This window comes from Pseudomonas sp. HT11, from assembly GCF_044875395.1.
Taxonomy (GTDB): domain Bacteria; phylum Pseudomonadota; class Gammaproteobacteria; order Pseudomonadales; family Pseudomonadaceae; genus Aquipseudomonas.
Map to the genome: position 1 here is coordinate 4,446,363 of NZ_CP173217.1, position 12,361 is coordinate 4,458,723.

11 protein-coding genes are annotated in these 12,361 nt (G+C 63.1%); 8 read left to right on the forward strand and 3 right to left on the reverse strand.

What is annotated here, in order from left to right:
• Positions 1-8: 8 nt before the first annotated feature.
• On the reverse strand, positions 9-761 hold the full coding sequence (locus ABWL43_RS20510; protein WP_404483992.1) for a thioesterase II family protein: 753 nt from the start codon (positions 759-761) through the stop codon (positions 9-11).
• A 337-nt stretch (positions 762-1,098) separates the two neighbouring features.
• On the opposite strand from ABWL43_RS20510, the gene ABWL43_RS20515 reads away from it, so the two are divergent.
• Positions 1,099-1,650, forward strand: coding sequence for an RNA polymerase factor sigma-70 (locus ABWL43_RS20515; RefSeq protein ID WP_145158825.1), 552 nt, complete (start codon positions 1,099-1,101; stop codon positions 1,648-1,650).
• A gap of 40 nt (positions 1,651-1,690) precedes the next feature.
• On the opposite strand, the gene ABWL43_RS20520 is transcribed toward ABWL43_RS20515, so the two are convergent.
• Positions 1,691-2,479, reverse strand: coding sequence for an ABC transporter substrate-binding protein (locus ABWL43_RS20520; protein WP_145158827.1), 789 nt, complete (start codon positions 2,477-2,479; stop codon positions 1,691-1,693).
• A gap of 93 nt (positions 2,480-2,572) precedes the next feature.
• A complete protein-coding gene (locus ABWL43_RS20525; protein ID WP_145158829.1) occupies positions 2,573-3,196 on the reverse strand; it encodes a TetR/AcrR family transcriptional regulator in 624 nt (207 codons plus the stop codon).
• 153 nt (positions 3,197-3,349) lie between these two features.
• Here ABWL43_RS20525 and ABWL43_RS20530 point away from each other — a divergent pair, with 153 nt between their 5' ends.
• The 7 genes from ABWL43_RS20530 to ABWL43_RS20560 all read left to right on the forward strand — a co-directional run bounded on the left by ABWL43_RS20530 (position 3,350) and on the right by ABWL43_RS20560 (position 12,217).
• Positions 3,350-5,128 (forward strand): acyclic terpene utilization AtuA family protein, encoded by a 1,779-nt coding sequence (locus ABWL43_RS20530; protein ID WP_404483996.1) that lies wholly within the window; start codon positions 3,350-3,352, stop codon positions 5,126-5,128.
• A 13-nt stretch (positions 5,129-5,141) separates the two neighbouring features.
• Positions 5,142-6,014, forward strand: a complete 873-nt coding sequence (locus tag ABWL43_RS20535; RefSeq protein WP_404483999.1) for an SDR family oxidoreductase — start codon at positions 5,142-5,144, stop codon at positions 6,012-6,014.
• 3 nt (positions 6,015-6,017) lie between these two features.
• Positions 6,018-7,634 carry a geranyl-CoA carboxylase subunit beta gene (atuC, locus tag ABWL43_RS20540; RefSeq protein ID WP_404484002.1) on the forward strand — a complete coding sequence of 539 codons (1,617 nt, stop codon included), beginning with the start codon at positions 6,018-6,020 and terminating at the stop codon, positions 7,632-7,634.
• A gap of 15 nt (positions 7,635-7,649) precedes the next feature.
• Positions 7,650-8,807, forward strand: coding sequence for a citronellyl-CoA dehydrogenase (gene atuD, locus ABWL43_RS20545; RefSeq protein WP_404484005.1), 1,158 nt, complete (start codon positions 7,650-7,652; stop codon positions 8,805-8,807).
• On the forward strand, positions 8,804-9,571 hold the full coding sequence (locus ABWL43_RS20550) for an enoyl-CoA hydratase/isomerase family protein (RefSeq protein ID WP_145158839.1): 768 nt from the start codon (positions 8,804-8,806) through the stop codon (positions 9,569-9,571). Before atuD ends, ABWL43_RS20550 begins: the two co-directional genes overlap by 4 nt.
• Positions 9,572-9,679: 108 nt before the next feature.
• Positions 9,680-11,608 carry an acetyl/propionyl/methylcrotonyl-CoA carboxylase subunit alpha gene (locus ABWL43_RS20555; protein ID WP_404484008.1) on the forward strand — a complete coding sequence of 643 codons (1,929 nt, stop codon included), beginning with the start codon at positions 9,680-9,682 and terminating at the stop codon, positions 11,606-11,608.
• A 66-nt stretch (positions 11,609-11,674) separates the two neighbouring features.
• On the forward strand, positions 11,675-12,217 hold the full coding sequence (locus tag ABWL43_RS20560; RefSeq protein WP_119742324.1) for an exonuclease domain-containing protein: 543 nt from the start codon (positions 11,675-11,677) through the stop codon (positions 12,215-12,217).
• Positions 12,218-12,361: the final 144 nt, after the last annotated feature.

Here is a 12,361-nt window from a genome sequence, read left to right on the forward strand (position 1 = left end):
GAGAGCGTTCAGCCGGCGGCCAGCTGCCGCGCCGCGTCACTGCGCCAGCGTGCGAGGTGCTCGTCGGCGTAGCGCCGCAGGCAACGCAGCACGGCGCTTTCGTGCTGCACGAGAAAGAAGTGGTGGCCGTCGAACATGTCCAGGGAAAAGCCGCTGGCGGCGTCGGCCTGCCAGTCAAGCAACTGGTCGGCGCGCACGCTGTCTTGCTTGCCGCCAAACACGTGGATCGGCATGCCCAGCGGTTCGCGCTGGCCGTAGGTGAAGCTGCCGCAGAGCAGGAAGTCGGCGCGCAGGATCGGCAGCATCAACTGCATCAATTCGGGGTTGGCCAGGGCCTCTTCGGCGGTGCCCTGCAGTTCGCGCAGGCGGGCGATCAGTTGTTGATCGGTCTTTTCAATGGCGTAGTCGCTCACATCACGACGCGCCGGGCCGGCGGTGCCAGAGGCAAACAACGCCAGCGGCTCAGGCGCACCGCGCTCGCGCAGGGCGTGGGCCAATTCGAAGGCGAGCAGGCCGCCGAGGCTGTGGCCGAACAGGGCATACGGGCCGTTCAGGTCGCGGCTGATTTCATCCGCCAACTGCGCTGCCAAGGCCTTGATGTCGCGCTGCAACGGCTCATCCATGCGCATGCCGCGCCCCGGCAATTCCAGTGGGCACACTTGCAACCAATCCGGCAGAGCCCGACGCCAACGCGCATAGACCATGGCGCTGGCCCCCGAATAGGGCAGGCAAAACAGGCGCAGTCGCGTGGCGGCACTCATCGGCTGAGCGCTCTCATCAGGCTGAGGGTGCCCGATAGGCTAAAGGCTCCAAACTGAAACACGCTGTATGCACCGTACAAACCCATGTCGTCCTCCTGCGGGCGCTGATCCTTGGCCGTTTGTTAACGGACCTGTCACCCATGAGAACGGACGGTGCCGGCAAATAATTAGTCTGCGGTCAAGCGCGAGACCTGGTTCACACCTTTCAGGAAGGCATAAGATTAGTTCGTCTTCTCATTTGACAATCATTATCATTAAGCATAATTTGTTGCCCGATGTGTAGGAGGCCTCAGCACGGACGCCCTCCCCTAACCTCTTTTGCGACAAGGTGATTTCCATGACGGAACAAGTATTCACAGGCAGGTGCGACTCACCGCTTCTCCAGGCATTCGTCGACAATCGTTTGATTCTGGTGAAGATCGCGGCACGCATTACCGGCTGCCGCTCGCGCGCCGAAGACGTCGTGCAGGACGCCTACTTCCGGCTGCAATCGGCGCCGACGATCACCTCATCGTTCAAGGCCCAACTGAGTTATCTGTTCCAGATCGTGCGCAACCTGGCGATCGATCACTACCGCAAGCAGGCCCTGGAACTCAAATACTCCGGAACCGAAGAGGAAGGCTTGAATGTGGTCATTCACGGCGCTTCACCGGAAACCTCGCACATCAACTTCAACACCCTGGAAAACATCGCCGACGCCCTGACGCAATTGCCCCAACGCACCCGTTACGCGTTCGAGATGTATCGCCTGCACGGCGTGCCGCAAAAGGACATCGCCAAGGAACTCGGCGTCTCGCCGACCCTGGTGAACTTCATGATTCGTGATGCGCTGGTGCATTGCCGCAAGGTGTCGGGCAGCCACAGCGATACGTTTGCACGGCGAGTCTGAGTGTGGGGAAAGGGCTTGTTGTGGCAAGCCTGATCCGCGCTCAGTGCACCGCTGTCACATCAATGCGATACGGCTCGAAGATCTTCAACAGCTGCCCGTTATCGCGCAGGCGCTTGAGCATCTCGGCAAACGCCGCTCCGGTAATCGGTGCCTTTGGCCGCAGCAACGCGTAGTGGTGGTACACCTGGTCAATCCGCTCCGAGACCAGGAACTGCCCGGCCATGTCCGCGTTGCGCACCATGAAATCACTCAAGTACGAACGCGTGACCAGCGCGATGTCCGCACGCCCGCGCGCCACCATCAGCAAGTTGCTGTCATGGGAATAGGTCAACGTGGCGTTGAAATGCTCGGTCATGTACTTGGGGTCGGGGTTGAAGTTGGCAAAGGCGTAGTGATAACCGCTGAACACGGCCAGACGCTTGCCGTTGAGGTCGGCGAAATAACGCTGATCGCGACCGGGCTCACGTTGGGCGACGAAAATTTCCGCGTCTTCAAGCCCCATGTCCACGGCAGTGTGGTCAATGTTCTGCCAGCCCCAATCGGGGTTTTCGAAGATCGCCATGTCGACCCGGCCTTGCTCGAAATCGCGAAAACGCCGTGGGATCGACGTCGGCACCAGTACAAATTGGTAGTCGGTTTGCGAGGCGTTCAGCGCCTCGACCAGTTGCGGCAGTAAACCGGTGTCGGCGCCCTGCTCGGGGCGTACGGTGTAGGGCGGAAAATGCGCGGCGCCGATCCTCACCAATTGCGCAGCCGAAGCCGGCATCCACCCCGCGGTGCCCAGTGCCCATAAAGTTAGTCCTGCAGCCAGCCGCCATGGCGAAAACATTGAGGCACACACCGTTTAATACTCTGATGGCGATAAGCTAGGCGTTTTTGTCAGGTGAGACAACTTTCCATCGGCAAATTAATGGCTTGCGCCTTAATCGGCCTTCAGCACCATCAGCAGGGCTTCTTCGGCCAATTGCTCCAGGGTCATGCTGCCTTGAGCGCGGAACCACGTGGTGGTCCACGACAACGCGCCGGTGAGGAAACGCCGGGTGATAAATACATCGCCCCTGATGTATCCGGCGGCCTTGGCCTCGCCCAGCACCTGCAACCAGATGTCTTCGTACACATCCCGCAGCGCCAGCACCTGAGCCTGGCCATCGGCCGACAGCGAACGCCATTCGTAGACCAGCACCGCCATGGCTTCGCCGCTGCCGCCCATGATCGACTGCAACTCACAGCGAATCAGCGCCAACACGCGTTCACGCACGCTGTTCGCTTCTTCAAGTGAGGCGCGCATCATCGCGGTGTTGTAGTGGATGGTTTCCTCCATCACCGCGCGCAGGATCTCGTCCTTGCTCTTAAAGTGATGAAAGATGCTGCCGGACTGAATGCCCACCGCGCTGGCCAGGTCACGCACGGTGGTGCGCTCAAAGCCTTTGTTGCGAAACAGGTGAGCTGCGGTTTGCAGCAATTTGCCCCGGGCACTGTCGGGGTCGGTCAATTGGCCGGCATCGACCATGGTGCGCATCACCCTCAGGGCTTTTTGCTCATCCATGCCTCTCTCCTTCACGTGTGCTGACGTCGTGGGCGGCAATTTAGGCCGTGGCCGTCACCCAAGCAAGCGCTTGGGCAAAACTTGTGTACAGAGTTTACAAACCAAGCGCTTGCTTGGTAGTCTCGACGCCAGCCATTCGAGGACGGATTTCTCATGAGCAAGACGGTACGTATCGGCTGCGCCAGCGCTTTCTGGGGTGACACCTGCACCGCCGCCGCCCAGCTGGTGCACGGCGGCGCGCTGGATTACCTGGTGTTCGACTATTTGGCGGAAGTCACCCTGTCGATCCTTGCCGGCGCACGAATGAAAGACCCTCAGGCCGGCTACGCCACGGATTTCGTCGAAGTGCTCACGCCGCTGCTGGGCGACATCCAGCGCCAGAGCATCCGCGTGATCAGCAATGCCGGCGGCATCAACCCGCAAGCGTGCGCCGCCGCCCTGCAAGCGGCCTGCGACAAGGCGCAAATCCCGCTTAAAATCGCCGTGCAGCTGGGCGATGACCTGCAACCGCAGCTCAAGCACCTGCACGGCGTCAGCGATATGTTCAACGGCGCGCCGCTGCCGCCGATGTGCGTGTCGGCCAACGCCTACCTCGGCGCGCCAGGCATTGCCAAGGCACTTGAGCTGGGCGCCGACATCGTGATCACCGGCCGCGTGGTCGACAGCGCCGTGGTCAGCGCCGCACTGGTGCACGAATTCAACTGGTCATGGCAGGACTATGACCGTCTCGCCCAGGCTGCACTGGCCGGGCATATCATCGAATGCGGCGCACAGTGCACCGGCGGCAACTTCACCGATTGGCGTGACGTGCCGGACTACGAGCACATTGGTTTTCCCATCGTCGAGGTCAGCGCCGACGGCCAGTTCACCGTCAATAAAGTCGACGGCACGGGCGGGCTGATCAGCGAACTCAGCGTGGCCGAACAGTTGCTGTATGAAATCGGCGACCCGCGCGCCTACCTGCTGCCCGATGTGATCTGCGATTTCAGCCAGGTCAAACTGCAGCAGCAAGGCAAAAACCAAGTGCGCCTGCACGGCGCCAAAGGTTTGCCGCCCACCGATCAGTACAAAGTCAGCGCCACCTACCCGGACGGTTTTCGTTGCACCGCCAGCTGCCTGATCGCCGGGATCGACGCGGTGGCCAAGGCCGAGCGTGTCAGCCAGGCGCTCATCAACAAGACCTCCCAACTGTTCAGCCAGCGCGGCTGGGCGCCTTACACCGAGGTCAACATCGAACTGCTCGGCAGCGAAGCCACCTACGGCGCCCACGCCCAGCGTCAGGATTGCCGCGAGGTGGTGGTGAAACTGGCAGTGCGGCATCCGAGCAAACAGGCGCTGGTGCTGTTCGCCCGCGAGATCGCCCAGGCAGCCACCGGTATGGCGCCGGGGTTAACCGGAATTGTTGGCGGCCGCCCGACGGTGTATCCGCTGATTCGGCTGTTTTCGTTCCTGATCGATAAATCATCCTGTGAGCTGGTGATCGACTTCCAAGGCCAGCGCCACGCCATTGAACTGCCCGCCTCTGCGCCACTGGTCACCCCGGCTGAGCCGATCGACCCGCCCAAGCCTCAAGGCCGCGCCGACGCCAGCGTGCCCCTGGTAAAGCTGGCCGTCGCGCGCTCCGGCGACAAAGGCAACCACAGCAATATCGGCGTGATCGCCCGCCACCCCGACTACTTGCCGTGGATCGCCGAAGTGCTGACCCCGCAAGTGATCGTCGACTGGATGAGCCACGTGCTCGACCCCTTCCACGGCCGCGTCGAACGCTGGTACTTGCCCGGCAGCCACAGCCTGAATTTCCTGCTGGAAAACGCCTTGGGCGGCGGCGGTATCGCCAGCCTGCGCATCGACCCGCAGGGCAAAGCCTTCGCCCAGCAACTGCTGGAAATCCCCATCGCCGTGCCGCAACACATCGCCGATCAACTCAAATAAAAGGAGCGTTGCCGTGGCCTTCGACTCAATCTTCAAAGCCGACCTGTTCTACGGGCAAACCGTGATCGTCACCGGTGGCGGCAGTGGCATTGGCCGCTGCACCGCGCATGAACTCGCAGCCCTCGGCGCTCAAGTGATTCTGGTGGGGCGCAAACCGGAAAAACTGCAAACGGTGGCCGCTGAAATTGCCGAAGACGGCGGCACGGCGCATTGGCAGGCTTGCGATATACGCGATGAAGACGCGGTGAAGGCGCTGGTCACGCAGATCCTCCACGCACACGGGCCGATTCACGGGCTGGTGAACAACGCTGGCGGCCAATACCCGTCGCCCCTGGCCTCGATCAATCAAAAGGGCTTTGAAACCGTGCTGCGCACCAACCTGGTCGGCGGTTTCCTGATGGCGCGGGAAGTGTTCAATCAATCCATGAGCAAGCACGGCGGCGCCGTCGTCAACATGCTCGCCGACATGTGGGGCGGCATGCCCGGCATGGGCCACTCGGGCGCAGCGCGTTCGGGCATGGACAACTTCACCAAGACCGCTGCGTTCGAATGGGGCTACGCCGGGGTGCGCGTCAACGCCGTGGCGCCGGGCTGGATTGCCTCCAGCGGCATGGACACCTACGAAGGCGCCTTCAAGGCGGTGATCCCGACCCTGCGCGAGCACGTGCCGCTCAAGCGGATCGGCACCGAATCGGAGGTCAGCGCGGCCATCGTGTTCCTGCTCAGCCCCGCCGCCGCGTTCATCAGCGGCAGCACCTTGCGCATCGACGGCGCCGCCAGCCTGGGCAGCCGCGCCTGGCCACTGCCCAAGGCGCAACCGCCGAGCGAGCCGTTCAATGGTTTCCACCGCGCCTACCTGCCCGATGTGCTCAAGGCGGAGCAATAAACCATGCCGGTGATTGAAAGCTTGATCGACGCCCATAGCCCGCAGTTCGCGCAAAACCGCGAGGCGATGCTGGCCGCCATCGCGCAGTTGCGCCAACTGGAGCACGCCCTGCTCAGCAAGGCGCAGGAAGCCAAAGCCAAGTTCGACACGCGCGGCCAACTGCTGCCCCGCGAGCGCCTCAACCTGCTGCTGGACCCCGGCGCGCCGTTCCTGGAACTGGCCAGCCTGGCCGGCTACAAACTCCACGACGACAAAGACGGCAGCGCAGCCGGCGGCGGTTTGATCGCCGGCATCGGCTACGTCAGTGGCGTACGCATGTTGGTGGTGGCCAACAACAGCGCGATCAAGGGCGGCACCATTTCCCCCACGGGGCTGAAAAAATCCTTGCGCCTGCAACAGATCGCCATGGAAAACAAACTGCCGGTGGTGACGCTCGCCGAAAGCGGCGGTGCCAACCTCAACTACGCCGCCGAGATTTTCGTCGAGGGCGCCCGCAGCTTTGCCAACCAGGCGCGCATGTCGGCCATGGGCCTGCCGCAGATCACCGTGGTGCACGGCTCGGCCACGGCCGGCGGTGCATATCAGCCGGGGCTGTCGGATTACGTGGTGGTGGTGCGCGGCAAGGCCAAGCTGTTTCTCGCCGGACCGCCGCTGCTCAAGGCCGCCACAGGCGAAGTGGCGACCGATGAGGAACTGGGTGGCGCCCAGATGCACGCGCAAACCGCCGGCACCGCCGAATACCTGGCCGAAAACGACGCCGACGGCGTGCGCATCGTGCGCGAGATCGTCAGCCTGCTGCCTTGGGATGAGCGCCTGCCGCGTGCGCCAACACGCGCTTACGCAGAACCGCTGTACCCCATCGAAGAGCTGCTGGGGCTGATCCCCGACGACCCGAAAAAGCCCTACGACGTACGCGAAATCCTCGCGCGCCTGGCCGACGGTTCCAACTTCCTCGAATTCAAGGGCGAGTTCGACGCCCACACCGTCTGCGGCCATTTGCACATCCAGGGCCGCGCCGTCGGCGTGATCGGCAATAACGGCCCGATCACGCCCAAAGGCGCGAGCAAGGCCGCGCAATTTATCCAGCTGTGCGACCAGAGCCGCACGCCGCTGCTGTTCCTGCACAACACCACCGGTTTCATGGTGGGCACCGAGTCAGAGCAACACGGCGTGATCAAGCACGGCGCGAAGATGATTCAGGCAGTGGCCAATGCGCGGGTGCCTAAACTCACAGTGGTGGTCGGCGGCTCCTACGGCGCCGGCAACTACGCCATGTGCGGCCGCGGCCTGGACCCGCGCTTTATCTTCGCCTGGCCCAACAGCCGCACGGCGGTGATGGGCGGCGCGCAGGCGGGCAAGGTGCTGCGCATCGTCACCGAGGCCAAGCAATTGAAGGAGGGTTTGGTGCCCGACCCCAAGGTGCTGGACATGCTCGAACAGGTCACCGCGCAGAAGCTCGACAGCCAGTCCACAGCGCTCTATGGCAGCGCGAATCTGTGGGACGACGGGCTGATCGACCCACGCGATACCCGCACGCTGCTGGGTTACCTGCTGGACATTTGCCATGAGGCCCAGATGCGGCAGTTGCAACCCAACAGCTTCGGCGTGGCGCGTTTCTAAAGGAGAACAACAACAATGATTTTTACCCAGGAACATCAGGAACTGCGCCGCACCGTGCGCGCCTTCGTCGATCGCGAGATCAACCCGCATGTGGACGAGTGGGAAAAAGCCGGGCGCTTCCCCATTCACGAGATCTTTCGCAAGGCCGGTGACCTCGGCCTACTGGGCATTTCCAAGCCGGAGTCATTCGGCGGCATGGGCCTGGATTACAGTTACTCCATTGTTGCGGCGGAAGAGTTCGGCACCATCCGCTGCGGCGGCATCCCCATGTCCATCGGCGTGCAGACCGACATGTGCACCCCCGCCCTCGCCCGCTTTGGCAGCGATGAACTGCGCGACGAGTTCCTGCGCCCGGCCATCAGCGGCGAGCAGGTCGGCTGCATCGGCGTCTCGGAAACCGGCGCCGGCTCCGACGTCGCCGGGCTGAAAACCCACGCACGCAAAGACGGCGACGACTACGTGATCAACGGCAGCAAAATGTGGATCACCAACTCGCCCAGCGCCGACTTCATTTGCCTGCTGGCCAACACCTCCGACGACAAGCCGCACATCAACAAGTCGCTGATCATGGTGCCGATGAACACGCCGGGCATCAGCGTCAGCCCACCGCTGGAAAAACTCGGCATGCACAGCTCCGAGACTGCCCAGGTGTTCTTCGACGGTGTGCGCGTGCCGCAGCGCAATCGCATCGGCCACGAAGGGGCGGGCTTCATGATGCAAATGCTGCAGTTCCAGGAAGAACGCCTGTTTGGCGCGGCCAACATGATCAAGGGCCTGGAATACTGCATCGACAGCACCATTGAGTACTGCAAAGAACGCCAGACCTTCGGCAAAGCGCTGATCGACAACCAGGTCATTCACTTTCGCCTGGCCGAACTGGCCACTGAAATCGAATGCCTGCGCGCGCTGGTCTACCAGGCCACCGAGCAGTACATCAAAGGCCAGGACGTGACCCGCCTGGCGTCCATGGCCAAGCTCAAGGCCGGGCGCCTGGGCCGCGAGGTCAGCGACAGCTGCCTGCAATACTGGGGCGGCATGGGCTTCATGTGGGACAACCCGGTGGCCCGCGCCTACCGCGACGTGCGGCTGGTGTCGATTGGCGGCGGCGCCGACGAAATCATGCTGGGCATCATCTGCAAACTGATGGGCACCCTGCCTGGGAAAAAATCATGAATACCCTGCTGCTCGAACCGCATAACGGCGTGCTGCACATCACCCTCAATCGCCCGGCGCATCGCAATGCCATGAGCCTGGAGATGGTCAACGAACTGCGGGCGGTGTTGGCGCAGCTCGACAGCCAGGTGCGCGCGCTGGTGATCAGCGGCGCGGGTGGGCATTTCTGCGCAGGGGCGGATGTGAAAGACATGGTCACCGCCGGCGGCACGGCGCAGTTGCAGGCGCTGAACCGCGCGTTTGGCACCTTGCTGCAAGAAGTTGAGGCGGTGCCGCAAGTGGTGATCGTGGTGCTGCAAGGCGCCGTGCTGGGGGGCGGGTTTGGGCTGGCGTGTGTGAGTGACATTGCGATCGCCGATCACCAGGCGCGATTCGGCTTGCCGGAAACCAGCTTAGGCTTGTTGCCAGCGCAGATTGCGCCGTTTGTGGTCAAGCGGATTGGCCTGACCCAGGCGCGCCGGCTGGCGCTGACGGCGGCGCGGTTTGATGGGCTTGAGGCGCAGCGCTTGGGCGTGGTGCATTTTGCCGAGAGCGATGCGCAGGCATTGGCGCAGCGCCTGGATGAAGTGTTGGGACACGTGCTGCAGTGTGCGCCGGGCGCGAATGCGCGGACTAAAGCGCTGTTGCTGGCCAGTGCCGACGAGCCGCTTGAGGCGGTGCTGGATCGCGGGGCGCAGTGGTTTGCCGAGGCGGTGACGGGCGTGGAAGGAATAGAGGGGACGCAGGCTTTTGTGCAGAAGCGTAAGCCAGGTTGGTGCAAATGACGCCATCGCAGGCAAGCCAGCTCCCACCGTTGAAACGCCTTTCAAGGTGGGAGCTGGCTTGCCTGCGATGGGGCCAGAACAAACACCCGATTACCCAGGGATAAACCAATGCCCCCATTCAGCAAAATCCTGATCGCCAACCGCGGCGAAATTGCCTGCCGCATCCAGCGCACCGCCCAGGCCCTGGGCTACCGCACCGTGGCGGTCTACAGCGATGCCGACGCCCAGGCCCTGCACGTGCAGATGGCCGACGAAGCCGTCAACATCGGCCCGGCGCCCGTCCAGCAGTCGTACCTCAACATCGCCGCCGTTCTCAACGCAGCCAACATCACAGGCGCCGACGCCATCCACCCCGGCTATGGCTTTCTCTCCGAAAACGCCGACTTCGCCCGCGCCTGCCAACACGCGAACATCACCTTCATCGGCCCAAGCGTTGAGGCCATCGAACTGATGGGCAGCAAGCGCCTGTCCAAACTGGCCATGCTCGAGGCTGGCGTACCGTGCATACCCGGTTACCAAGGCAACCGCCAAGACGACGCCAGCCTGCAAGAGCAAGCCAAGTGCATTGGCTACCCCCTGATGATCAAGGCCAGCGCCGGCGGCGGCGGACGCGGCATGCGCCTGGTGCACGACGCCAGCCAACTGCTCGACGCACTGCGCACCGCCCGCTCGGAAGCGATGAACGCCTTCGGCAGCGACGAACTGATCCTCGAGCGCGCGCTGATCGACCCGCGCCATGTCGAAATTCAACTGTTCGGCGACAGCCACGGCCAGCTCATCTACCTGGGCGAACGCGATTGCTCGATCCAGCGCCGCCACCAGAAAGTCATCGAGGAAGCCCCCTGCCCCGTGATGACCCCGCAACTGCGCCACGCCATGGGCGAAGCTGCCCTGAAGGCCGGGCGGGCGGTCAGTTACGTGGGCGCCGGCACCGTGGAATTCCTGCTCGACCGCGACGGCCAATTCTATTTCCTGGAAATGAACACGCGCCTGCAAGTGGAGCACCCCGTTACCGAGCTGATCACCGGCCTCGACCTGGTGGCCTGGCAACTGCAAATTGCCGCCGGTGAACCGCTGCCACTCACACAGGCCGACGTGACCCTGAGCGGCCACGCCCTGGAAGTGCGCCTGTACGCCGAAGACCCGGCCCAGGGCTTTGTGCCGCAAACCGGTGACGTGCTGCGTTGGGAGCCCGCCATCGGCGTGCGGATCGACCACGGCGTGCTCGAAGGCCAGCGCATCAGCCCGTTCTACGACGCCATGCTCGGCAAGATCATCGCGCACGGCGCCACCCGTGAAGAAGCCCGGCGCAAATTGCTGCGAGCAGTCCAAGACACGGTATTGCTGGGCGTAACGACCAACCAGCGATTGCTCGCCGATCTGCTTGAACACCCGGACTTTATCGCCGGCGATTTCAGCACCGGATTCATCGCCGCGCACTTCAGTGACATTCCCCGCCAGGCAGCCACGGATGAACAGATCGCCCTGGCCGCCGCGCTGTTTTATCAACACAGCGCCGGTACCCACCCCCCAGGTTTAACGGGCTGGCGCAACAACGCCAGCGTGCCTTGGACTTATCGGCTGGATATTAACGACGCACCCCACGCGGTCGCCGTTAGCGTTTTGCACGCCAACCACCTGCAGGCCAACGGCATCGACATTCGCAACCTCAGTACCGACGGCCGTCGGGCCACGCTGGAGATCAACGGCGTGCGCCGCCGCGTCGCCTATCACCTCGACGATACCCAGCTCTGGCTGCCCGGCGTGCGGGTGATCAACCGTACCCAGCAGGTCGCCAGCCGCCAGGCCGATGCCGGCAGCGGCACCGTCAAGGCGCCGATGGACGGTGCCATTGTCGATATTCGGGTCAGCGCCGGTCAGCGTGTCAGCCAGGGCCAGCTGCTGCTGGTGCTCGAAGCGATGAAGATGGAGCATCCGCTGACGGCCGGCATCGACGGCGTGATCAAAAGCGTGCAGGTGATTGCAGGCGCTCAGGTGCGCAATCGCCAGGTTTTACTGGAGATCGAAAAGCCCTAGGCGGAACTACAAGGCCCGGCTACGCTCTATCCCCATCAGGAAGGGACGAGTACGGGAACCTGCGCGATGCCTCATTGGCTGATTATTGACCTTGAAGCCACAACGGATGAAGGCGGCTGGCCCGTGACGGAGATGGAAGTCATCGAGATCGGCGCGAGCCTGGTAAACCGCCAAGGCCGTGAACTGGATCACTTCCAGCGCTTTGTGCGGCCGCTGCGTCGGCCGTTGCTGACGCCGTTCTGCCGACAGCTCACCCACATCACCCAGGCCAACATCGACGCCGCGGCACCGATGACCGATGTGTGGCCACTCTTCGAACGCTGGCTGGGCCAACATCACACGCGCCTGGAAGGCTGGGCCAGCTGGGGCGACTACGATCGCAAGCAGCTTGAACTCGAATGGCAACGCCATGGCCTGGCCAGCGCGCTCGCACAAACGCCGCATGTGAACCTCAAGCAGCGCTTTGCCAAGGCCCGGCGCCTGGATAAGCCGCTGGGTCTCAACGGCGCGCTGCAATTGGCGGGGATGCAGTTTCAGGGTCAGCAACACCGGGCGCTGGAAGATGCACGCAACACCGCGCGCCTGCTGCCATTGATTTTGCCGGTCTAGGCAGCGCGCAAAGGCTTGGGCATACTGGCCGGCCTTTTCCAATATCCTGCTGTTCTGTAGGAGCCGGCGTGCCGGTGATGGCGTGCGCCTGAGCGAAGCCAGGCACGTCCATACAGAGCAGCAAGCCTTAATCCACTTTTCGAG